The organism is Flavobacterium sp. (genome assembly GCF_027490375.1).
Taxonomy (GTDB): domain Bacteria; phylum Bacteroidota; class Bacteroidia; order Flavobacteriales; family Flavobacteriaceae; genus Flavobacterium.
The window spans coordinates 40,807-64,088 of the sequence record NZ_JAIXYH010000033.1 but is presented as its reverse complement, the minus strand read 5'-3'; the positions used below and the strand labels follow the sequence as shown (position 1 = coordinate 64,088).

At 42.2% G+C, this 23,282-nt stretch carries 25 protein-coding genes; 14 read left to right on the top strand and 11 right to left on the bottom strand.

What is annotated here, in order from left to right; genetic code table 11:
* The first annotated feature begins 1 nt into the window (after position 1).
* Entirely contained in the window at positions 2 to 394 is a 393-nt protein-coding gene (locus tag Q0064_RS04030; protein WP_298144659.1) for a DoxX family protein, read from the top strand.
* Here Q0064_RS04030 and Q0064_RS04025 read toward each other — a convergent pair.
* Genes Q0064_RS04025 through Q0064_RS04015 form a run of 3 tightly spaced genes read right to left on the bottom strand, consistent with a single transcriptional unit; the run spans position 391 to position 2,781 of the window.
* Positions 391 to 1,044 carry an HD domain-containing protein gene (locus tag Q0064_RS04025; RefSeq protein ID WP_298144656.1) on the bottom strand — a complete coding sequence of 218 codons (654 nt, stop codon included), beginning with the start codon at positions 1,042 to 1,044 and terminating at the stop codon, positions 391 to 393. The genes Q0064_RS04030 and Q0064_RS04025 overlap by 4 nt on opposite strands.
* Positions 1,044 to 2,033: an acyl-ACP desaturase gene (locus Q0064_RS04020; protein WP_298144653.1), complete on the bottom strand. Its 990-nt coding sequence runs from the start codon at positions 2,031 to 2,033 to the stop codon at positions 1,044 to 1,046. The genes Q0064_RS04025 and Q0064_RS04020 overlap by 1 nt, the downstream gene beginning before the upstream one ends.
* A gap of 13 nt (positions 2,034 to 2,046) precedes the next feature.
* A complete protein-coding gene (locus Q0064_RS04015) occupies positions 2,047 to 2,781 on the bottom strand; it encodes a lysophospholipid acyltransferase family protein (protein ID WP_298144650.1) in 735 nt (244 codons plus the stop codon).
* Between the two features lie 192 nt (positions 2,782 to 2,973).
* On the opposite strand from Q0064_RS04015, the gene recA reads away from it, so the two are divergent.
* The 4 genes from recA (at position 2,974) to Q0064_RS03995 (ending at position 6,718) form a co-directional block, all read left to right on the top strand.
* A complete protein-coding gene (gene recA, locus Q0064_RS04010; protein ID WP_094485248.1) occupies positions 2,974 to 3,975 on the top strand; it encodes a recombinase RecA in 1,002 nt (333 codons plus the stop codon).
* Between the two features lie 91 nt (positions 3,976 to 4,066).
* Positions 4,067 to 4,489: a hypothetical protein gene (locus tag Q0064_RS04005; protein WP_298144644.1), complete on the top strand. Its 423-nt coding sequence runs from the start codon at positions 4,067 to 4,069 to the stop codon at positions 4,487 to 4,489.
* Positions 4,490 to 4,505: 16 nt separating this feature from the next.
* Entirely contained in the window at positions 4,506 to 5,051 is a 546-nt protein-coding gene (locus Q0064_RS04000) for a sigma-70 family RNA polymerase sigma factor (protein ID WP_094485250.1), read from the top strand.
* Positions 5,048 to 6,718 (top strand): outer membrane beta-barrel protein, encoded by a 1,671-nt coding sequence (locus tag Q0064_RS03995; protein WP_298144639.1) that lies wholly within the window; start codon positions 5,048 to 5,050, stop codon positions 6,716 to 6,718. The genes Q0064_RS04000 and Q0064_RS03995 overlap by 4 nt, the downstream gene beginning before the upstream one ends.
* 400 nt (positions 6,719 to 7,118) lie before the next feature.
* Here the strand turns inward: Q0064_RS03995 and Q0064_RS03990 are convergent, their stop codons facing one another.
* On the bottom strand, positions 7,119 to 7,865 hold the full coding sequence (locus Q0064_RS03990) for a lysophospholipid acyltransferase family protein (RefSeq protein WP_298144636.1): 747 nt from the start codon (positions 7,863 to 7,865) through the stop codon (positions 7,119 to 7,121).
* A gap of 72 nt (positions 7,866 to 7,937) precedes the next feature.
* On the opposite strand from Q0064_RS03990, the gene trpS reads away from it, so the two are divergent.
* The gene (trpS, locus tag Q0064_RS03985; protein WP_298144633.1) at positions 7,938 to 8,948 is read left to right on the top strand and encodes a tryptophan--tRNA ligase; all 1,011 of its coding nucleotides are present in this window, start codon (positions 7,938 to 7,940) and stop codon (positions 8,946 to 8,948) included.
* Between the two features lie 476 nt (positions 8,949 to 9,424).
* On the opposite strand, the gene Q0064_RS03980 is transcribed toward trpS, so the two are convergent.
* Complete coding sequence (locus Q0064_RS03980) at positions 9,425 to 9,805, bottom strand: GxxExxY protein (RefSeq protein ID WP_298144630.1); 381 nt, start codon at positions 9,803 to 9,805, stop codon at positions 9,425 to 9,427.
* 10 nt (positions 9,806 to 9,815) lie between these two features.
* Positions 9,816 to 10,916: a DNA-processing protein DprA gene (gene dprA / locus Q0064_RS03975; protein WP_298144627.1), complete on the bottom strand. Its 1,101-nt coding sequence runs from the start codon at positions 10,914 to 10,916 to the stop codon at positions 9,816 to 9,818.
* A 100-nt stretch (positions 10,917 to 11,016) separates the two neighbouring features.
* Between dprA and Q0064_RS03970 the strand changes: the two genes are divergently transcribed.
* Positions 11,017 to 11,952 carry an SPOR domain-containing protein gene (locus Q0064_RS03970; RefSeq protein ID WP_298144624.1) on the top strand — a complete coding sequence of 312 codons (936 nt, stop codon included), beginning with the start codon at positions 11,017 to 11,019 and terminating at the stop codon, positions 11,950 to 11,952.
* 89 nt (positions 11,953 to 12,041) lie between these two features.
* Positions 12,042 to 12,554: an acyl-CoA thioesterase gene (locus Q0064_RS03965; protein ID WP_094486349.1), complete on the top strand. Its 513-nt coding sequence runs from the start codon at positions 12,042 to 12,044 to the stop codon at positions 12,552 to 12,554.
* Here Q0064_RS03965 and Q0064_RS03960 read toward each other — a convergent pair.
* From Q0064_RS03960 to Q0064_RS03940, 5 genes are read right to left on the bottom strand one after another with little or no spacing between them, the layout of a single operon-like run.
* The gene (locus tag Q0064_RS03960; protein WP_094486312.1) at positions 12,551 to 13,333 is read right to left on the bottom strand and encodes an enoyl-CoA hydratase-related protein; all 783 of its coding nucleotides are present in this window, start codon (positions 13,331 to 13,333) and stop codon (positions 12,551 to 12,553) included. The two genes, Q0064_RS03965 and Q0064_RS03960, sit on opposite strands and share 4 nt — an antisense overlap.
* Positions 13,330 to 14,754: an ATP-binding protein gene (locus Q0064_RS03955; RefSeq protein ID WP_298144619.1), complete on the bottom strand. Its 1,425-nt coding sequence runs from the start codon at positions 14,752 to 14,754 to the stop codon at positions 13,330 to 13,332. The genes Q0064_RS03960 and Q0064_RS03955 overlap by 4 nt, the downstream gene beginning before the upstream one ends.
* A gap of 56 nt (positions 14,755 to 14,810) precedes the next feature.
* Positions 14,811 to 15,359, bottom strand: a complete 549-nt coding sequence (locus Q0064_RS03950; protein ID WP_094486314.1) for a CopD family protein — start codon at positions 15,357 to 15,359, stop codon at positions 14,811 to 14,813.
* Entirely contained in the window at positions 15,359 to 16,426 is a 1,068-nt protein-coding gene (hemH, locus tag Q0064_RS03945; protein ID WP_298144613.1) for a ferrochelatase, read from the bottom strand. The genes Q0064_RS03950 and hemH overlap by 1 nt, the downstream gene beginning before the upstream one ends.
* A gap of 15 nt (positions 16,427 to 16,441) precedes the next feature.
* The gene (locus tag Q0064_RS03940) at positions 16,442 to 17,317 is read right to left on the bottom strand and encodes an AraC family transcriptional regulator (protein ID WP_094486316.1); all 876 of its coding nucleotides are present in this window, start codon (positions 17,315 to 17,317) and stop codon (positions 16,442 to 16,444) included.
* Between the two features lie 226 nt (positions 17,318 to 17,543).
* Here Q0064_RS03940 and hemA point away from each other — a divergent pair, with 226 nt between their 5' ends.
* The 6 genes from hemA to hemF are packed head-to-tail and all read left to right on the top strand — an operon-like array spanning position 17,544 to position 23,236.
* A complete protein-coding gene (gene hemA / locus Q0064_RS03935) occupies positions 17,544 to 18,833 on the top strand; it encodes a glutamyl-tRNA reductase (protein WP_298144609.1) in 1,290 nt (429 codons plus the stop codon).
* A gap of 11 nt (positions 18,834 to 18,844) precedes the next feature.
* Positions 18,845 to 19,759: a hydroxymethylbilane synthase gene (hemC, locus tag Q0064_RS03930; RefSeq protein ID WP_298144606.1), complete on the top strand. Its 915-nt coding sequence runs from the start codon at positions 18,845 to 18,847 to the stop codon at positions 19,757 to 19,759.
* Between the two features lie 4 nt (positions 19,760 to 19,763).
* On the top strand, positions 19,764 to 20,456 hold the full coding sequence (locus Q0064_RS03925; RefSeq protein ID WP_298144603.1) for a uroporphyrinogen-III synthase: 693 nt from the start codon (positions 19,764 to 19,766) through the stop codon (positions 20,454 to 20,456).
* Positions 20,449 to 21,474: a uroporphyrinogen decarboxylase gene (hemE, locus tag Q0064_RS03920; RefSeq protein WP_094486318.1), complete on the top strand. Its 1,026-nt coding sequence runs from the start codon at positions 20,449 to 20,451 to the stop codon at positions 21,472 to 21,474. Before Q0064_RS03925 ends, hemE begins: the two co-directional genes overlap by 8 nt.
* A 25-nt stretch (positions 21,475 to 21,499) precedes the next feature.
* Positions 21,500 to 22,333: a BRO family protein gene (locus Q0064_RS03915; protein ID WP_298144597.1), complete on the top strand. Its 834-nt coding sequence runs from the start codon at positions 21,500 to 21,502 to the stop codon at positions 22,331 to 22,333.
* Positions 22,334 to 23,236 carry an oxygen-dependent coproporphyrinogen oxidase gene (gene hemF, locus Q0064_RS03910; RefSeq protein WP_298144595.1) on the top strand — a complete coding sequence of 301 codons (903 nt, stop codon included), beginning with the start codon at positions 22,334 to 22,336 and terminating at the stop codon, positions 23,234 to 23,236.
* Positions 23,237 to 23,282: the final 46 nt, after the last annotated feature.

The window sequence follows — 23,282 nt, the reverse complement described above, 5'->3', positions numbered from 1 at the left end:
TATGGAATTACAAAACCCTGTTCGCCTTTTATTGCTGTTGTTTCTTGCAATCACTTTTGTACAATCGGGCTACGACAAGCTCATGTACTGGAAAGATAATCTCAATTGGCTGAAATCGCATTTTGCAAAAACACCCATTAAAGATATGGTTCCCATGTCGTTGGGTTTGATTTTAGCCTTGGAATTAATTGCGGGAATTGCCTCGGCTGCCGGAATCATTCAACTACTCACCAACAGCGGCGAAAGTTTCGGATTTTACGGTGCGGTAACCTCAGCGGTAACTTTACTGTTTTTACTATTAGGTCAACGTATGGCTAAAGATTACGAAGGTGCTAAAACGATTGTAATCTATTTCATTCCGACGCTGCTTGCCGTGCATTTGTTTGCGCATTAAGCTAAATCACTTCCATCCCACTCCGCGTAGAAGCGCTCTAGAAACTCCAGCATATAATCATGCCGTTTCTGCGCCCAAATCTTAGCTGTTTTGGTGTGCATTCGATCTTTCAATAAAAGCAGCTTCTCGTAGAAGTGATTAATCGTTGGCTGCTCCTCATTGCGGTAATTCTCGGCGGTTAATTCTGTTCGTGGTTTAATGTCTGGATTGAACAAGGCACGGTTTTTAAACCCTCCGTAATTAAACGTACGTGCAACTCCTATGGCGCCAATGGCATCAAGTCGGTCGGCGTCTTGCACAATCTGAAATTCCAACGAAGGTGTTTCCACGAAAGTGCCACCGCCTTTAAACGACATGTTGGCAATAATGAAGCAAACATGTGCTATAACAGCTTCAGGAGCACCGATTTTTGATAGAAATTCGGCGGCAACTTTTGCTCCTAACGAATCGTCGCCGCCGTTGAATTTAGCATCTGAAATATCGTGCAATAAAGCCGCTAACGAAACCACCGTAACATCTGCCGACTCTTCCTCGGCAAGTCGTAACGCAATTTTATACACACGTAAAATGTGGTTGATGTCGTGTCCGCCTTCGGCATGCGCCAAGGTATCACGCACAAAAACCAGCGTTTGCTCAATAAAGTCGGGCATTAGGCAATTGTAGCAGGTTCAACCCATTTAAACAACGTTGCTTCCGCAGGAATAATGAGTCGCTCAGAAACTTTTGCCATACGTGCAGGCAATTTCATTAAGTAATCGCGCGCTTTTTCAGCTTCGTCGGTAAGGTTTGCTAGTTTATCGATTTGCCACTTATCGATTAGCTTTTGCATAATCTCCACATAATCGTTGGCGGTATAAACCCCAATGCGCTGTGCTGAATCGGAAAAGTTCAAAAAGGCCGACGATATTTTATCGCCGCTTTCGCGAAGAAATTGTGCCGGCATAACAATTTTTTGCTTCATCATGTAGTTGAACGCCAACAACATTTCACTCGGATCGACTTTGAAAATCTGATTCACAAATTCGCTGTACGCGTGGTGGTGACGCATTTCATCGCCAGCAATAATTTTACAGATTTTCGACAACTTTTTCTCGCCGTACTGTTTTGCAATTTGCGCAACACGATTGTGCGAAATATAGGTTGCGAGTTCTTGGAAAGAGGTGTACACGAAATTTTTGTATGGATCTTGACCAGTTCCGATATCGAAGCCGTCGGAAATTAAGTGTTGCGTAGTAACTTCAACTTCACGCATGTTTACACGACCTGATAGGTACAAATACTTGTTTAATAAATCGCCGTGACGGTTTTCTTCTCCAGTCCAATGGCGTACCCATTTCGACCAGCCGTTGCGCTCCTGTTGGTTCACCCCTTCCACTTCCATTAACCACGATTCATAAGTAGGTAGTGCTTCTTCGGTAATGGTATCGCCAACGAGTGTTACCCAAAAATCGTATGGTAAATCTTTTGCTATTTCGCGCAATTCAGCAATTTCTTGCAGAAAAGTGTCGGAATCAGGTTGTGGAAGAAAGTCGGATGGTTGCCAAATCTTGTCGATTGGAATCAAAAATTCGTCCATGAAGGAATCGATTTTCTGTTCCAAAAACTGCATGACTTCCAATCGGATGTTTTTTATAGACATATAAATTTTAAGTTTAGTATTTAAGTGCGGAAACGACCGCCGCTTCGGTTTTTGCAAGTAAGTCGTCGACTTCGAAATCGGAGACCTTCAATGCTTTATGAGCTGTAAAGGTAAGCCGATTTCCCAAGCCTGCGGGAAAGAAGCCGAATTTAACGATTGTCCAACTATTGTTGATGGAAATTGGAACAACATAGGCTGAAGGAGCTGTTTTAAACAGAATTTTAAGGCCGGTTTGCTGAAACGGTTTCGGAACTCCTGTTTTGCTTCGCGTTCCTTCGGGAAAAATTACAGCCGCCCGATTATTTGCTTCAATGTATTTCCCGAGTTTTTGAATGGCCGGGATTGCCTGTTTTGGATCTTTTCGATCTATGAGTACCGAGCCGCCGTGTCGCAAATTAAAAGATACCGAAGGAATTCTTTTTCCGAGTTCTTTCTTACTTACGAATTTTGGATGTGCTTTGCGGAAGTACCAAATAATGGTAATGATGTCGTACATGCTCTGGTGATTCGCAACAAAAATAACCGGTACTCCTTTGGGAACATTTTCAAGTCCTTCTACTGTATAACGAGTTCCGAGTATACGCGTGGCCGACAACAATCCGAAGTTTAGATAGTCTACACTTTTTTTATGAGCCTGATAGCCAAAAACGTTTAAACAGATGTATTGAATTGGGTGAAAAATTACCAACAGCAAACCAAACACCAGGTAGTAAATAAGAGTAATCGGATAAGAGATTATGCGTTCCATAAACAATCAAATGTGTGCAAAAGTAGGAAAATGACAGGATTAGCGGGCATTTAATGCTCAAGAGAAGCTAAAAACTAGGTAAAAAGCCAACTGCATTTTGATACAAAATTTCTCAAAACCTTACGGAAAAACCGTAATCAAAAAACGATATTTGCTTTACTTTTACGCAATTAAAAGCCAATACATTTTTTTATGAGTACAGAGAAAGAATCAAAATTGAAAGCATTACAACTTACTTTAGATAAGTTAGATAAGACTTATGGTAAAGGAACTGTAATGAAAATGGGAGACAAAGCGATTGAGGAAGTTGAAGTTATTTCATCCGGCTCGCTCGGTCTCGATTTGGCGCTAGGCGTCAACGGATATCCTAAGGGAAGAATTATCGAAATATATGGTCCGGAATCTTCGGGTAAGACGACCTTAACCTTACACGCTATTGCGGAAGCGCAAAAAGCGGGCGGAATCGCGGCGTTTATCGATGCGGAACATGCTTTCGATCGTCATTACGCCGAAAAACTAGGAGTAGATATCGAAAACCTGATCATTTCACAACCCGATAACGGCGAACAGGCGTTGGAAATTGCCGAAAACTTAATTCGTTCTGGTGCTATCGATATCGTGGTAATCGACTCTGTAGCTGCGTTAACGCCAAAAAGCGAAATCGAAGGCGAGATGGGCGATTCGAAAATGGGATTGCATGCACGTTTGATGTCGCAAGCGCTTCGAAAACTAACTGGAACCATCAGTAAAACGAACTGTACGGTATTTTTCATCAACCAGTTACGTGAAAAAATTGGTGTTATGTTCGGTAACCCAGAAACAACAACCGGTGGTAATGCATTGAAATTTTATGCTTCGGTACGATTAGACATTCGTCGTGCGTCACAGATTAAAGACGGCGAAAACGTGATCGGTAACCGCACTAAAGTAAAAGTGATCAAAAACAAGGTTGCGCCGCCATTTAAAACTGCCGAGTTCGACATTATGTACGGCGAAGGAGTTTCAAAAACAGGAGAAATTCTAGATTTAGCTGTTGAATTTGAAATCATCCGCAAGTCGGGATCTTGGTTTAGCTACGCCGATACAAAGTTAGGGCAAGGACGAGATGCCGTTAAAGCACTAATCAAAGATAATCCGGAATTATCCGAAGAATTAGAACAAAAAATTAAGACGCATATCAAAGAATCCGCTTAGAATTTACTGCCCGCACACCGCGGGCATTTTTTTTACGCAACCGCTTCGTACTTTTAGCATCTAGAAAATGACCAAAGAAAAGAAAAGAAAAATGAAGTTTTTGAAAATTGCTCTTTTATCGTTTATCCTAGCTTTCAGTTTTAATAGCTGCTCTATCGACGATAACAACCCGAATTACAGTTTCGAAGTAATACCCGTGGAGAGTTTTACTGTTCCTGCGAGTTTTGAAACCGGCGGACTTTACACCATTACATTACAATACCGCATGCCTACCAATTGCCATATTTACAGCGGTATTTATTACGAAAAATCTAGTGATACACGCATTATCGGAATTACCTCACAAGTACCCGACAATGCCGTATGTAATACCGCCGTACCTGAATTGAGAACTGCAACATTTCAATTTGAGTGCACGCCTGGTTATCAACATTATATATTTAAATTCTTCAAAGGAAAAGATGAACAGGGAAATAATATCTTTGAAGAAGTAACCATTCCCGTTAACTATTAATACCGATCTTTAAGGAGTGAATCTCGACGAATTGATAGCCGGCTGTAAAGAGAACGACCTGAAATCGCAGGCCGCGGTCTATCAATTGTTTTCAGCGAAATTCTTCGGTGTTTGCATGAAATATTCGTCGAGTTACGCCGAAGCCCAAGACAACCTACAAGACGGATTTTTGATCATTTTCGATAAGATAAAACAATATTCCGGAAAAGGATCGTTTGAAGGTTGGGCAAAACGAATAATGATTAACAACGCGTTGCAAAAATTTAGAGGGCAACGCTACCTCGAAGTTGTGAATGAAAATATTCCAGATGAAACAGAAATCGATCTCGACGACGATTCCGTTTCTCTCGATTTCTTAATGAAAATCATTCAAGAACTTCCCGAAAGATACCGCTTGTGCTTTAGTTTATATGTTCTGGATGGCTATTCGCACAATGAAATCAGCGAAATGCTGAACATCGCAACCGGAACAACCAAATCTAACCTGGCTCGTGCTCGCATGATCCTAAAAGAAAAAATCGACTTACACACCGGCAAAAAGTCGGCAATAGCATTACAATGAAAGAGAGAAAGAACATAGATCGTTTATTCCAGGAAAAGTTCAAGGACTTTGAGCAAATTCCTGATCCCGTAGTTTGGGAAAATATCGAACATGCGCTTTTGCAAAAGAAAAAGCGACGTGTAATCCCAATCTGGTGGAAACTTGCCGGTACTGCCGCCATTCTAATTCCGATGATTTTTGGTTTACAACTATTGTTTACCAATAATTCGGGTACATCTTTACCTGTTTCTGGCAACGAATCTGAAAACGGAATGGTAGCCAAACCTTCTGCAAAGCCAAATACAACGGAAACTGAAAATCCGAACGATCAAGATCCGAACGACGAGAACAGTGCGGCAAACGGAAGCAACAACCCAAGTTCCAACGAAGCTGTTGCCAAAGCAGCCGAAGCTGAAAATAAATCGTCTGAAAACACCAAAGAAGTAAGGCCAAGAAACGCTTCTACATCGAATCGTACAACTACTGCCAGCGAAAATGCTGTAGCCAGTAGCGAGGAGCATGGAACGAATGGGAAACGCAGCGGTACTGTTAAGAAAACAAGAAACACTGATGTAAATAGTCAAAACAAGCGCAGCGAAAATGCCGTAGCAACTGCTGGCACAACTCAAAAACCGATATCGAAGAAACTGCGCCAGAACGCTGTTAACACAACGCAAAGTTCAACTGCTGTTGCGCTGCAAAATTCAGTGAACAGCCAAACGAAAAACGCAGCTAACAACCCGAACAGTAATACAGCTATCTCTGAGCTAAAACCGCTCGACAAAGATCCGCTCGTTTACGCTTTACCCGACACCAACAAGGGCGCAAACAACGCAACTACAGCTGCAAAAAATGCGGATAAACCTGTGGATACAACAACAGAAAATGCCGAAGTTGCCGTTGCCGAAACCAATCCGCTCGAGCAATTGCTTCAGCAGCAAATCGAAAAAACTGAAACAAAAACCGCTGATGCTAAACTCGAAAAGTGGCAGGTAACGCCTAATGTAGCTCCCGTTTATTTCAATTCGGCTGGAAATGGTTCGCCAATTCATTCGGCTTTTGCAGGTAACGACAAAACATACGACCGCTCCATGTCGGTAGGTATTAATGTAAACTACGCAGTCAATAAACGATTTGCTATCAGAACGGGCGTTAATAAATTACAGCTTGGCTACGAAACAAACGAAGTAGCCTTTATTGCTTCTCTCGAAGGTCAAGTATTTGAAACAACTGCTGTAACTCCGGCGGCACGTGGTGTAACTGTTGTAAATCAGTCTCAAATGGCAACGGGTGCGCTTTCTGTTGATGCTTCTTTACAGCAAACAAGCATGGGAGCTATGAATCAGGAGTTTGGCTATTTTGAAGTACCGCTCGAAATGTCGTACAAAGTACTCGACACTAAATTCGGAATCAACGTAATTGGCGGAGTAAGTACGCTTTTTCTCTCCGAGAACAGCGTTTCGTTGCGCAGCGATTCGTTCAGCACCAGCTTAGGAGAAGCCACAAACTTAAACGATGTACACTTTAGTTCTAACATTGGTTTGGGCTTTCAGTACCGCTTTTTCAAGAATTTCGAGCTCAATTTCGAGCCCATGTTTAAGTATCAAATCAACACATTTAGTCGCGATGCCGGCAACTTCCGTCCGTATTTCATCGCGCTTTATTCCGGAATCAGTTACCGATTCTAATACAACTTTCAAGCGAATTTATAGATGCGGATCTTCGGGTTCGCATTTTTTTTTGGGCGCTCCCCGTCCCATGTCAATCCCACCCACGGGTCAGGCCGTATGCTTTAATCTACCACTCGGCAACCGCCGCTCGTGGTAGGATTTCCGCTGCCGTCCTTAGCGCAGAAAAATCGTTACCCACGTATCGTTTGGAACCGATTGCCGCGTAAGCGACGGCAGTGAAAATAGACGGCACCAAACGCAAGTACGTGACGTGGTTTGAAACGGCGACCGAACGGAAGCCCGTTTGAAACCTACGGAACGTTTGCGTTTGGAACGGCTATTGCAACGAACGGCGCGACCCTGACCGAGCACGCATCCTCCGGGAACGTTTGGGAAGGGTTACGCCCAAAAAATAACGCTAATTCTCGGCTTGGTACCGCTTTAACTCACCTTCGATGATTTGAAACGACTGCTCTTTGAGCGCCTTCTTGTCGTCTTGCGTTAAGCCAACTGTCGGCAAGGCGCGGTGAACGGTAACGCGCATGACACCCGGACTTCCGGAGAAAAAAGTATAAGAAAAACGTTTTTTATTGTCGGCAAACGTAAGCGGTAAAATCGGAATTTGGTGATCAATCGCCAATCGAAACGCCCCGTCTTTAAACTCGTCCAACAAAACTGATTCGTCGTCGGGAACACCACCTTCCGGAAAAATACATATGCTTAAGCCTTGATTTAATCGGCTTTGTGCGCGTTTAAAAACCTCGCCCCGACTTTTCGAGCTGTTGCGATCGACCAAAATGCAGGTGCGCTTGTAGAAAAATCCGAACAACGGAATGTTTACTAGTTCTTTCTTACCTACAAACACAAACGGACTTCGTATTGTGCTAAGCATGAGCATAATGTCGGTCATTGATGTATGGTTGGCAATAAACATATAACTTTTGCCTTGCTCGGGCGCTTCGTGAAAAACGACCTTCGGATAAAAACCCATACCAAACAAAATGACCTTTGCCCAGATGCGCGCCATCACAAAAAAGTACGGATACCAGCTTTCTTTACAAATAGAAAGTAGTAAAAACGGCAGCATTAGTAAAATAGGCAAGGCTATTAAAATATAAAAATAGACCCGCCAAAGCAGTATCAGAAAATTTTTGAAATACCTCATCGGTCAAAAATAAGCAAAGCAAATCATTAAAAAGTAGTTTTTGAACTCTCAAAAAAATGGCATCTTTGCGCTATGGAAAATCAGGAGAAACGCATACTCACCGGAATTCAAAGTACCGGAACGCCACATTTAGGTAATTTATTGGGCGCCATACTGCCTGCGATAAAAATGTCTGAAGAAAATTCGGCGCCTTCGTACCTTTTTATAGCCGATTTACACTCGATCACGCAAATTAAAGACGCCGAAACCTTGGGCGCAAATACGTTATCGACTGCTGCCGTTTGGTTAGCCTGTGGTTTAAACACCGATAAGGTTGTGTTTTACCGCCAATCGGACGTACCTATGGTAACCGAACTTACGTGGTACCTGAACTGCTTTTTCCCTTTTCAGCGACTTACCTTAGCGCATTCGTTTAAAGATAAATCGGATCGTTTGGAAGATGTAAACGCCGGACTTTTTGACTACCCTATTTTAATGGCTGCCGACATTTTGTTGTACGACGCTACACACATTCCGGTTGGTAAAGATCAGTTGCAACACATCGAAATTGCCCGCGATGTAGCGTCGCGATTTAACCACCAAATGGGCGAAACTTTTGTGCTGCCTACAGCTACGATGCAGCAAGAAGCGAACTACGTTCCGGGAACTAATGGTGGAAAAATGAGCAAATCGGCCAACAACGTCATAAATATTTTTACCGACGATAAAGCATTGCGCAAGCAAATTATGCAAATCGAAACCGACAGTACTCCTTTGGAAGCGCCTAAAAATCCGGATACGTGTAAAATTTTCGCGATTTATAAATTATTGGCAAGTCCGGAGCAAATTGAAACTATGCGCGTAAATTATCAAAACGCCAGCGGCACTTATGGGTACGGACATGCAAAACAGGCGTTATACGAGCTCATGCTCGACGTATTCGGACCGATTCGAACGCGCTACGACGAACTTATGGCCAATCCGGAGTTGGTGGAGCAAGAATTGTTAAAAGGTGCTGAGAAAGCACGCGCTACGGCTCAAGAAGTGCTCGCGCGGATACGTGCAAAACTAGGTTTTCGTGCGTCATCCTCTCCCGGAAGTTAGGTCTGCAAAGCGATATTTGCTCACAGAATACACAGATTCACACAGACATGCAAGAAAAATTCGGTGAGTTTCGGTGTTTTCTGTGCGCAGTGTTTGCTCACAGAACACGCAGATTCACACAGACATGCAAGTAAAATTCGGTGCGTTTCGGTGTTTTCTGTGAGAAGTATTTGCTCACAGAATACACAGATTCACACAGAAATGCAAGAAAAATTCCGTGAGTTTCGGTGTTTTCTGTGCGCAGTGTTTTCTCACAGAACACACAGATTCACACAGAAATGCAAGAAAAATTCCGTGGTTTCAGTGTTTGCTGTGAGAAGTATTTGCTCACAGAATACACAGATTCACACAGAAATGCAAGAAAAATTCCGTGAGTTTCGGTGTATTCTGTGCGCAGTGTTATCTCACAGAACACACAGATTTACACAGAAATGCAAGTAAATTCAGTGCGTTTAGGTTTTTTCTGTGCGCCAGCGCTAAACGATGATTCTTATAAGTGATTCTTTATCGACTAGATAGCCCGAGTTAAAATTCACCAGCAAACCAACTTTACATCCAGAAAGTCGCAGATACGTCATCAACTGCTTTTTATGGACGTTTTGTAAATTTTCTACCGATTTTATTTCAACAATCACCTTGTTTTCAACGAGTAAATCAATCACATAGGCTTCGCCTAATAACTCTCCCTTGTACATTAATGATTTTGTGTACTGCCGGCTAACCGACAATCCCAAATCCTTTAATTCACGCGCCAAAGCGGCTTCGTAAACGCGTTCAAACAATCCCGGCCCTAGTTCTCTATGAACTTCGAAAATAGCAGACCGAACTACATACGTAATTTGATTAATTTCTTCCATGATGTAAATTTTAAATGGCTTCGAAAAATTTTCCTGGCAGCGGCAACACCAATCCTTTGAGTTCTAGTTCTAAAAGCAATACCGCAGTTTTATGCACAGGTAAATCGCAGTGGATAGCTAAATCGTCGAGCTGCAACTTTCCTGTTTTGTAGAGCGTATCGTACAGCGTTTGTTCGTCGGGTTTTAGCTCAACAAACAGTTGTTTTTGAACAGCCGGTGCGTTCTTTTTTTGTTCCCAATTGAGCAAATACACCAAATCGGCAACCGATGTAAGTAAAGCTGCTTTCTGACATTTAATTAAGTGATTACAACCTGCGCTGAATTTATCGTTTAAACGACCCGGAACTGCAAAAACATCGCGACTGTAATCAAAAGCGAAGTTCGCCGTTATCAACGAACCGCCGCGATCGGCCGATTCAACTACAATGGTAGCGTCGGCCAAACCTGCAACAATCCGATTTCGACGAACAAAGTGCTCTTTGTCGGGCGCCACATCGCTGAAAAATTCGGTTACCAAACCTCCGTTTTCTGAGATTGGTCGAATGAATTTTTTGTGCACCTTCGGATAGATATCGGCAAGCCCGTGCGCTAAAACGCCAACGGTTTGTAAATTGTTTTGTACAGCAAACTGGTGTGCTGCAATATCAACTCCGTAAGCAAATCCACTAACAATCAATGGGTTGTATAGAACAAGCTCTTGGATAAATTCTTTTAAAAATCCGCTCCCATAATTGGTCATGCGTCGGGTACCCACGATACTGATAACTTTTTGTGCGTTTAAATCCATTTTCCCTGAAGTAAACAGCAAAACAGGTGCATCCGAACATTGTCGAAGTCGATTCGGAAATGCTTCGTCGGAAATAAACAGTGGAGTTACGGCGGTTTCTTGCATGTAAACAAGCTCTTTTTCGGCTTGTTTTAAAAGCGATTTGTTTTTGAGAGCTGAAATTCGGAAGTTTCCGATGCCGTGAATTTGGGCAAGATCTTTCGCTTTCGCGGAAAAAATATCGGACGGATTTTCGAAGTGCGAAAGCAACTTTCTGGCGATGACATTACCAATGCCTTCGGCCTTTAGCAAAGCTAAAACGTAGAGTAATTCTGTATGGCGCATAGTAAAATATTGAAGCACAAGATACAAAAACAAAAACAGTTGTTAATAAGATTTTGAAACAAAATAGCACATCAATTCTCGAATGCGTATTTTTGTTTTTATGAAGATTGAACGATTTATTTCTGAGTTGTTGTACCGCTACCAGTGCGTAACCGTACCTGGTTTTGGTGGTTTTATTGCCGAAATCCAGTCGGCAGTGATCGATCCTGAAAAAGGCTTGTGCATTCCGCCCAAAAAGACAATTTCGTTTAATGTTAACTTGCGTCATAACGACGGATTACTGGCGAGTCATATCGCTAAAGCAGAAAAAATTAGCTTCGATACGGCACTGAATTTAATTCGCGCTGAAGTAGCTTTCGTAGAAGATCAATTAGCTGCTAAACAACGCGTTGAACTTCGAAATATTGGCACTTTAGAACAAACTAATTTCGGAGCCATTCGTTTCGAACCTGCAAACGACGTAAATTACTATACCGCCGCATTCGGACTTTCGAACATTCGAATTCCACAGCGATATGTTGAAGAAATTCAAAATGCTTCGGCACCTGTAATCGAATCTCAACCCAAAGTTATCGAATTAGAACAGCAAAGCCGCTCACAATTCAACGCCTGGAAATACGCCTCGGCAGCCGTGCTAATTTTGGGAGTAAGCGGTTTCTTTGGCAACCAAGCTTACGACACTTACGTGGAAGAAAAAACTGCCGAAGTTCGCGCTACGGTTCAACAAAAAGTAACGCAAGAAATCCAAAAAGCAACCTTTGTAATTGCGAGTCCGTCGGAAACATTATCGCTTCCCGTGTCGACTCCAGATTATAAATATCACGTAGTTGCAGGTGCTTTTCGCGACCAGAAAAATGCAAATGCCGTTTTAAGCGACCTGAAATCAAGAGGTTTTGAAGCACGTTCGCTTCCAAAAAATCGCTTCGGATTAACACCTGTTTTATTTGGAAGTTACACCAAATACGGCGAAGCAAAAGCTGCATTAACACACATTCACCAAACACAAACGCAAGATGCGTGGTTGTTGGTAGAATAATTCAAACCACTTCGCGTAACCAAACTTAAACCTTTCTTAAAGCAGCCTTTGAGAAAGCCTACATTTCTATACTTTTGCCGAAAAAAATAGTGGTAGCTAAAACACCTTCCGAATCGTTAACGGTATTAACCGACCTCGTTTTGCCAAGCGAAACCAATCCGTTGAACAATCTTTTTGGCGGCGAATTGTTGGCGCGTATGGATCGCGCTGCGAGTATTGCCGCCCGACGTCATTCGCGTAGAATTGTCGTAACAGCATCGGTAAATCACGTGGCTTTTAACCGCGCCATTCCGTTGGGAAGTGTGGTAACTGTAGAAGCTAAAGTTTCGCGTTCGTTTAAGTCGTCCATGGAAATTTTCATCGACGTATGGATTGAAGATCGCGAGTCTGGACAACGCAACAAGGCGAACGAAGCTATTTACACATTCGTAGCCGTAGACGACACAGGACGTCCGGTTGAAGTTCCACCAATCAAACCTGAAACCGAATTAGAAATTCAGCGTTTTGAAGCCGCTTTACGCAGAAAGCAATTGAGTTTAGTGCTTGCTGGGAAAATGAAACCCTCTGAAGCCACGGAACTGAAAGCTATTTTCAACGACTAATTTCCAGTAAACACAGCTTTTCTTTTTTCGAGAAAGGCTGATGTTCCTTCTTTAAAATCTGCTGTTCCAAAACAGGTTCCAAACAGCTTTATCTCTGTTTCGAATCCGTTCTGGCTGTTGTCATAGCCGGCATTTACCGCTTGAATAGCTGCACGAATGGCCGCAGGAGAATTTGCTGCAATTTTAGACGCAAGTGCTTCTGCCTCGACGAGCAACTCCGATTGATCGACTACTTTATTCACTAAACCTAATTGATGGGCGGCTTGTGCATCAATCATCGAAGCCGATAGAATTAACTCCATTGCCTTACCCTTCCCTACTAATTGCGCCAAACGCTGTGTTCCGCCGTAACCAGGAATTACACCTAAAGTAACCTCCGGCAATCCCATTTTGGCGTTGGTCGAAGCGATACGTATGTGTGCCGACATAGCCAACTCCAAGCCACCGCCCAAAGCAAAACCGTTTACGGCTGCAATTACAGGTTTCGACAAGCGTTCAACAAAATCGAACAACAAACGCTGACCTTCGGCTGCTAATGCTGCTCCTTCGCTCACATTAAAATCGGCAAATTCCGAAATATCTGCACCAGCTACAAACGCCTTTTCGCCACTTCCGGTTAAAATAATCACACGAACATCTGCTTTTTGTTCTGCGTAAGCGAAAGCCTCGTGCAGTGCTTGAATTGTCGCTTTATTGAGTGCATTAAGTTTTGATGGTCGGTCGATGGTAATGCGAAAAATAGCGTCGGTTTGACTAGTTTGTAAGTTTTCGAATGTCATAGCTTTACGAGTTTTGTGATGGGTAAACGCACGTAAAATGTACTTCCGTGCCCCAATTGTGTTTCAAAAGTAATGGTTCCTGAATAATTTTCGATAATGTTTTTGATGATGCCCAATCCGAGTCCCATACCACTGGTTTTGGTGGTAAATTTGGGTTCAAAAATGCGGTCGCTGTTTTCTGGCGGAATGCCGGTTCCGTTATCTGAAACCGAGATTTCTACTTCGTTGCCCGCACGCCGTATCCGCACTTGGATTTTCTTTTCTACTTGTTCTTCGGGTATAGCTTGAATGCTGTTTTTAACTAAATTCGTGATGATTCGAATGAGCTGCGTACGATCCATTCGCGTAATGATTTTCTCGTCGGGCAGTTGCAATTCGATGTAATCTTCATTAAAAATATCGAGCGCCAACTCCACGACTTTTCCAACATTTAACGTCTCATTCTGTTGCGCAGGCATCGAAGCAAAATTGGAAAAAGCCGAGGCAACCGAACTCATGATGTCGATTTGCTGAATCAGTGTTTTCGAATAATCGTCCATTTTCTGACGAATATCTGGGTCGTTCGGGTCGAAACGTCGCTGAAAACTCTGTACCGTTAAACGCATGGGCGTAAGCGGATTTTTAATCTCGTGTGCAACTTGCTTGGCCATTTCGCGCCAGGCTTGTTCGCGTTCGCTTTGCGCTAATTTCGCCGCGCTATCCTCCAATTTATCGACTAGCGTATTATATGCGTTTATAAGTAGCGAAATCTCTCGACTTGAATCGTCCAAATCAATTTTCTCGTTTTTCTGATTCAGATTAGTTTCCGTTATTTTATCGGAAATTCGTTTCAAAGATTTGGTAATGAAACTCGACAAAAAGTAAGCCAATGCAAAGGCAATCAGCAACATAAACGAATAAACTTGACTCAAGCGAATCAAGAAATTTTTTAATTCGCGGTCGTAAAAACCATCGTCTTCGATATACGGCAGGTTTAAAATACCCAGCGGCTTGAATTTCAAATCTTTAATCTGACTGTAAGACGAACGGTATTTTTTTCCTTCTATCGTACGTACATCCACATAACGTTTTTCAAGTGAAGCACGCATAATGCGAAGAATGTAATCGGGTATGGGTGGCGAAGCTTGATCAACCGAAAAAGCCCCTTTCGACGACTTTAGTAACTTTCCGTCGAGGCTGTAAATGTTGATTTGCAGCGCATGAATGTTACTCAATTCGTGAATCTTATCTTTAAAAATCAGTGCTAAATTTTCTTCGGTAAGCGGATAGGTTGTGTTTGCTAAAATGTAGTTGATGTGTTCTTTGATGGCATTTTCTTTCCGTTCCAAACGCTCGCGGTGATAATCTTTCGCCTCGCGTTTAAACTGAAAAATAGAGATCGAGGCCATAAGAACTGAAGCAATAAGCGTGAGTACGATCATCGAAAGAAAGATTCGAATCCGTAGCGACACCCTTTTTATCTTCACCGACTTTAGCATTAGGTTCCTCGTTTTGCGCGCAGATTTTTATAAAATTTGAACCCTAACATCAGCAAAAGCGATACCACAATGATACCAACTACTCCAAAAATCCAGTTAAAAGCGTTTTTCAACACCACTAGAAAAACAACGGCAAACAAAATAAGTGTTGCTACTTCATTCCACAATCGCAAAAAATTCGAAGAATGTGGTTTTTCGCCGCGCTGAAGCTTGCGATAAATCTGATGGCATTTTAACTGATAAGCATATAAAAGTGCTACAAACCCGAGTTTTACTTGCATCCAATCGGTTTCTAACCAAGCTCGTCCGACTGGAGTGAAAAACAGCATCCAAAAAGCGAAAATCGATGCTAAAACTGCCGAAGGCCATGTTATTATATACCACAATCGATACGCCATTAATTTGTATTGCGGTTGCAAAATTTGGCGTTCAATTTCCGATTTATCAAAAACTTCGGTCTGGTACACAAAAAGCCGCACAATGTAGAATAGCCCAGCGAACCAGGTTACCACAAAAATGAGATGCAATGCCTTTAAATACTCGTACATTATGCCGTTACTTCAGCGGTTCTTGGAGCAAAAACTTTCCCTGTTGCTGCCCAATCGTTTATCCATTCGGCAACTGTAGCACACCAAGTATCGTCGTCGTTTAAACACGGAATTGCCATGAATTCTTCGCCGCCGTTTTCTTTGAATTCGTGATTGGCTTCCATTGCAATTTCCTCCAATGTTTCCAAACAATCCGATACAAAAGCCGGCGTAACTACGGCTAATTTCTTGATTCCTTTCGCCGGCATTTTATTGATTTCAACGTCGGTATACGGATCCAACCACTTGTCGCCCGCCAAACGCGATTGAAACGACTGGCTGTATTTATCTTTCGGAAGTTGCAGCAATTCGGCTACCTGACGCGTAGTTTCGTAACATTGGTGACGGTAACAAAACTCGTGCGCCGGCGATTTGGTGGCACAGCAACTGCTATCCATCTTACAGTGCGATTTCGTAACGTCGGTTTTGCGAATATGACGCTCCGGAATGCCGTGGTACGAAAACAGTAGATGGTCGTATTCAAAACCTTCCAATTTTTCGCGGATACTTCTCGCTAAATTTTCGATGTAACTTTTTTGGTTGTAGAAAGCCGGAACGTGGTGCAAATGCAAATCCAGATACTTTTCAGCAACCAACTTCTGCGCTAATTCTACGATGGTTTTGGTGCTTGCCATCGCATATTGTGGATACAACGGAAACAGCAAAACTTCGGTTACGCCTTGATCGCGAAGTGCTTTCAAGCCAGAATCAATCGACGGCTGACCGTAGCGCATCGCCAAAACAACGGGAACCTCAGCTTGTGCAGAAACTTTCTTGTGCATACGTTCTGAAAGAACAATTAGTGGCGAACCTTCATCCCACCATATTTTTTTGTATGCTTCCGCAGAACGTTTCGGACGCGTTTGCAAAATAATACCACGAACTAACAACGCACGCAGTAAAAACGGTACGTCGATAACGTATTTGTCCATTAAAAATTCGTCTAAGTATGGCTTCACATCCTTAGGCTCTGGGCTTTTTGGAGATCCCAGATTTACCAATAACACTCCTCTTTTAGATTGTTGCATTGTATATGATTTTTATTAAGAAACTGTTGGATTAATCGACATTAAATATTTCTTGGGCGTAGTAGCGAATTTCTTTTTGAAGGCCGCGATAAAATGACTTCCCGTGCTGTAACCAATCTTCAATCCTACTTCGTTTACATTGTACGAACCCGAATCTAGAAGTTGGCGCGCATAGTCCATTTTATAATCAAACAAATAGCCATAAACGGTGTCGCCGTAAATTTGCTTGAAGCCGAGTTTTAATTTCTTTAGCGTAAGACCAACTCGATCGGCAAGTTCTTGCAATCCGGGCGGCTCGGCCATGTTTTGGATTACAATATCTTTCGCTTTTTTTATTTTCATGACGTTCTCTTCGTCGAGTAAAAACGGACATTGTTCTGCCGAAGGATCTTCCGTTTTATTGAAATACAAACTCAGCAATTCAAACGCTTTGCCGCGATAGTACAAATTTTTGATCGACGGATGTAAGTTATAATGAAAAAGCTGGCTGAGTACGATGGCCATCGACGGACTCACACGCGACTCCCCGTAATATTTCTTATCCCGATTTTCGACAGTAAGAAAGTTAATGTGTTGTGCATCGGTAGAAAACAGCGAGTGGAATTTTTTTATGGAAAGAAACGCCGATAGAATCCAGCTGTCTGGGGATATCTTCAAATGCAAAGGCAATTCTTTTTGTGGATTGTACAGTAAATACGACTGTTCTTCCACTAAATTCAACTGATACGAACCTTCATTAAAGTGAAGCACAGCCGTTCCCTTCAAACAAAAATGAAACTGAATAAACCCCAAAGGAATGGCTTTTTGTTCTATTACGGTTTCAGTGGAATGATTCTGAAATCGCAATAGAAAAAAATCGTTCTCAATTTTTATCTCTTCAAATGAACCCATAGCGATGTTTTTTCGTAAGTAGCCTTAAAATAGAACAAGTGGTTTATTTAGAATAATTCTACATAAAGCGTTTTAAAAGGCTTGTTACTGCTGCAAAGTTAGTTGAATTTACGATAAATATTGCGATGTGGTTTTGAAAGGCTACCAGCGATTAAAATGGAACTTGCAGCGTTATTTTTTAGATTTTGATAAACTTATTTTTGTAACCGAATTGCGTAAACTATTTATGGAGCAGATTCACACACCGAAACATTCATCATTCTATGTTGTTGGCCTAAACTACAAAAAAGCCGATGCAGAGATTCGCGGTCAGTTTACCGTTCCTGCCGATGCGCAGCCCCTGTTGTTGGCGCAAGCGAAAGCCGCTGGTATCGAATCGTTGATGATTAATTCTACCTGCAATCGAACCGAAATTTACGGCTTTGCAGAACATCCGTATCAGCTCATAAAACTCATTTGCGACCATTCTAACGGTACCGCCGAAGCCTTCCAAAAAGTAGGTTACGTATATAAATCTAGCGATGCCGTAACTCATGTTTTTCGCGTTGCAACAGGCTTAGATAGCCAGATTTTAGGCGATTTCGAAATCATTTCTCAAATTAAATTCGCTTGCAACCAGTCGCGTTCTTTCGGATTAATCAATACTTTTCTCGATCGTTTAGTAAATGCCGTCATTCAGGCGTCGAAACGCATCAAAAACGAAACCGATCTTTCTACAGGTGCAACATCCGTTTCTTTTGCAGCAGTTCAGTATATATTGCGCAATGTTCCCGAAGTAAGTCAGAAAAATATTTTGTTGTTCGGAACAGGGAAAATCGGGCGAAATACCTGTGAAAACCTCATCAAACACACAAAAAATAAGCACATTACCCTTATTAATCGCACTAAAGAAAAAGCCGAGCGTATTGCCGGAAAATTCAACCTTACGGTTAAGGATTTTAGCGAACTACAAGCGGAAATTCAACAGGCCGATGTGCTCGTTGTAGCTACTGGAGCCCAAAACCCGACTGTAGATGCCAATATTCTAAACCTTAGAAAACCGTTACTGATTCTGGATTTATCCGTTCCGAAAAACGTCGATGCCAACGTATTGCAAACCCAGGGTGTTTCTTTAATTCACATGGATGAATTGTCGAAAATTACCGACGATACTTTAGTAAAAAGACGCGCTCAAATTCCAGCTGCTGAACGCATTCTAGAAGAAGTTAAACAAGAGTTTTTGGAATGGACAAAAGTGCGAAAGTTTGCGCCAACCATCAGTGCACTTAAACAAAAATTGCAAGAAATTAAAAATTCGGAAATCGATTTTCAATCCAGAAAATTAAACGGATTTAACGAAGAACAAGCCGAAATCATCAGCAATCGCATCATTCAAAAAATTACCACGCATTTTGCTAACCATTTGAAAGACGACGACACTTCCGTGGAAGAAAGTATCTTCTTGATCAACAAAATTTTTCAATTAGAACAAACCCCAGAAACTGAACAAAAAGCTTCTGTTTCGTTTTCAAATTAAAATTTAGAAAATTGCCCGAATCAAAAACCATCAGAATAGGCACTCGCGACAGTAAATTAGCGATGTGGCAAGCACAAACCGTACAAGAAAAACTGCACAAACTCGGGTACAACACCGAAATTGTTGCCGTAAAATCGGATGGCGACCTAAAGCTCGACAAACCGCTGTACGAACTCGGAATTACCGGAATTTTTACGAAAACACTAGATGTTGCCTTACTGCAAAACACCGTGGATATTGCCGTACATTCCATGAAAGATGTGCCAACTGCGCTGCCGCAAGGTATAAGCACATTTGCCGTTCTAAAGCGCGCACAAGTACACGATATTTTTGTGGGAAACCCGAATGCAAAATCAAATACTATTGCTACAGGAAGCTTGCGCCGACGCGCACAGTGGTTGCATAAGTTTCCGAACGACAGCACAACCGACCTGCGCGGAAATGTAGTTTCTAGACTGCAAAAATTAGAGAATTCCGATTGGAAAGGCGCCATTTTTGCCCTCGCCGGACTCGATCGCATCAATGTACTTCCCGAAAAATACGAAATCCTTGATTGGATGTTACCCGCTCCTGCACAAGGGGCAATGGTAGTTTGTGGCCGTGCCGACGATGATTTTTCGCGCGAAGCACTCCAACATCTAAACGACGAAAACACCGCTTTGGCCACTAAAATAGAACGCGATTTTTTAAGAACACTCGAAGGAGGTTGTACGGCTCCTATCGGCGCTTACGCAGAAATTCAAGAAAATACGGTTGTTTTTCACGGAAATTTAGTTTCTCTCGACGGAAAAGAAAAAGTGGAAATTCGGAAGACCATTTCTCGAGACGAAAGCAATCATGTAGGTTCGCTTTTCGCAGAAGAACTTTTGCAGTTGGGCGCTAAAGAACTGATGCAACGCATTAAACAACAACTTTCTAAATCGTAATTCGATGATAAGTGTGTTTTCTACCAAAAAACTGTCGGCTGCGCAAAAGAGCACTTTGCTGGCTTGCAATATTACGTTGGTAGAAGCCGATCTTATCCAAATAACCTATCTACAAACAGCTGTCAATACGGTAAATCCGGCGGTTATTTTTACGAGTCAGCATGCGGTTCAAGCTTTGATTTCTCAGAATTTAGTCGACAAATTAAACGGAAAAGTTTTTTTCTGCGTAGGCGAAAAAACCGCGGAAAAACTCAACCATTTAGGTTTTAATGTTGCAAACGTTTCACATTCTGCAACAGCTCTAGTCGAATCGTTGAAGTTATTATCGTTTCAATCGTTCACTTTTTTTTGCGGCAAACAACGATTGGATACAATTCCCGAATTTCTGGCAACACAAACCGAAAATTCTAATTTTTACGAATTATACGAAACCACCGAATTTCCATTAAAGGTAAACCGCAGTTTCGATGCCTTATTGTTTTTTAGTCCGAGTGCGGTAAAATCGTTTTTGCAATACAATCCCATTTCCACGGAAGTGTGCGTTTGCATTGGCGAAACCACCGCAACTGCTTTGGAAAACCGAACCGATAAAATTGTACTTGCTAAGGCGCCAACAATCGAGAACACGATTTATGCGCTTTTAAAATATTTTAAACTAGCGCCGTCAAGAGCGGCAAAAAACCAGATTCATGATTAAAAACGACTTATTTCTACGAGCACTTAACGGTGAAACGGTAAATCGTCCGCCGGTTTGGATGATGCGTCAAGCGGGAAGATATCTGCCAGAATTTATGGCTTTGCGCGACAAATACGATTTCTTCACACGCTGTCAAACCCCAGAATTAGCTGCAGAAATCACCGTTCAACCTATTCGCCGATTTGCGCCTGATGCGGCTATTTTGTTCTCCGACATTCTTGTGGTTCCGCAAGCGATGGGTATCGAAGTATTGATGAAAGAAAGCGTGGGTCCGTTTTTACCAAATCCAATTCGAACACAAGCCGACGTTGATCGTGTATTTGTTCCCGATGCAACCGAAAGTTTGGGTTATGTTTTGGAAGGAATCAAACAAACGAAAGTACTGCTTCAGGACGAAATTCCGCTGATTGGTTTTGCGGGTTCGCCGTGGACCATCTTTTGCTATGCTGTTGAAGGTCGCGGATCGAAAAGTTTTGATCAGGCGAAAGGATTTTGCTTTACTAACCCTGCCGCCGCGCACGAATTATTACAAAAAATTACAGATACAACCATTGATTATCTGAAGGCAAAAGTTGCCGCCGGCGTAAATGCGGTACAAATTTTCGATTCGTGGGGCGGGATGTTATCGCCAACCGATTATCAGGAATTTTCTTGGCAATACATCAACCAAATCGTTGAAGCGCTTGCTCCGCTTACGAAAGTAATCGTTTTTGGTAAAGGCTGTTGGTTTGCTTTGCAGGAAATGGGACGCAGTAAAGCTTCGGCTTTGGGTGTTGATTGGACATGCTCGCCGAGAAACGCACGTTATTTGTCTGGCGGAAATATCACTTTGCAAGGAAACTTCGATCCATCGCGATTGCTGTCTCCAATTCCAACGATAAAAGCTATGGTGAAGCAGATGATCGACGAGTTTGGAAAAGATAAATACATCGTAAATCTAGGACACGGTATTTTACCAAACATTCCGATTGAACACGCTGGTGCTTTTATAGAAGCTGTGAAGGAATACGGTAATTAAGCAATTGTAGTTAATCATCGCAATCATGACCAGAGAAACCGCTATAAAACTATTTGAACAAAAGCAAATTCGTTCGCTGTGGAATGAAGAAGATGAAAAATGGTATTTCTCAATTGTTGATGTTATAGAAGTTCTTACCGAAACTGCCAATGCGAGAAAGTACTGGAGTGTACTAAAACTCCGCTTGAAAAAGGAGGGAAGTGAGTTGGCTACAAATTGTAGTCAACTGAAAATGGTTTCTGCAGACGGGAAGTTTTACAAAACAGATGTAGCCGATACCGAACAGTTGTTTCGATTAATACAATCGGTACCGTCGAAAAAAGCAGAACCTTTCAAACTATGGTTAGCTCAGGTAGGAAAAGAACGTGTTGATGAAATTGAAGATCCGGAACTAGGTTTTGATAGATTAATGGAAACCTATCTCAAAAAGGGTTACTCAAAAGAATGGATTAATCAGCGTCTTAAGAGCATAGAAGTAAGAAAAGAGCTGACTGACGAATGGGATGAACGCGGTGTAAAAAAGGGACAAGAATATGCTATTTTAACGGACGAGATTACAAAAGCTTGGAGCGGGCTATCGGTTCGAGATTATAAAAACTTGAAAGGTTTAAAAAATCAAAATCTTCGCGACAACATGAGTAACCTAGAACTCGTGTTAAATATGCTTGCTGAAGCTACAACAACAGAAATAAGTAAGGAGAAGAAGCCTAAAACGTTTGTAGAAAACAAAAAAATCGCAAATCAAGGCGGAACTATTGCTGGAAATACAAGAAAAGAGATTGAATCGAAAACAGGAAAGAAAATCGTTACTGCACAGAACGCAACAGCTGCATTAAACAAAAAGAAATCATTGGAATAAATGAAAGACCAATTTTACCAATACATTCTAAAATTACAAGATCAAATTACGTCTAAATTAGAGGAAGTCGATGGTTTGGCGCGCTTTCGCGAAGACATTTGGTCGCGTCCGGAAGGTGGAGGCGGACGTTCGCGCATCATCGAAAACGGAGCGGTCTTCGAAAAAGGTGGCGTAAATATTTCGGCTGTACACGGCGAACTACCCGTTGCCATGCAGCAGTATTTTAAAGTTGGTGATGTGAATTTTTTCGCTTGCGGACTCAGTTTGGTGTTACATCCTAAAAATCCGATGGCTCCAACTGTTCACGCAAACTGGCGTTATTTTGAAATGTACGACAAAGAAAACAAGGTAGTTGATTCTTGGTTTGGCGGCGGACAAGATTTAACGCCGTATTACCTATTCGACGAAGATGCGATACACTTTCACCAAGTTTGTAAAAACGTGTGCGATCAATTCGATGCCGAATTTTATCCCAAATACAAAAAGCAATGCGACTCGTATTTCCGAAACACACACCGAGACGAAGCGCGTGGCGTTGGCGGATTGTTTTTTGACTATTGCAAACCAACCGAATCGATGTCGCTTGCCAATTGGTACAATTTTGTTACCGCAGTCGGAAACTCGTTTTTAGAAGCTTATGTTCCGATTATTGAAAGACGAAAGAATATGCCTTTTAACGCGGAACAACGTACTTGGCAGGAAATCAGACGTGGTCGTTATGTAGAATTTAATCTCGTTCACGACAAGGGAACGCTTTTTGGCTTAAAAACCAACGGCCGTATCGAAAGCATTTTAATGAGCTTGCCGCCGCATGTACAATGGGTTTACGATCATCATCCCGAGCCGGGCAGCGAAGAAGAACGTTTGCTTTCGGTTTTACAAACTCCAGTTGATTGGGTGTGAGTGGTTAGCTGTAAGCAGTTAGCGGTTAGCGGTAAGCTTTTAGCAG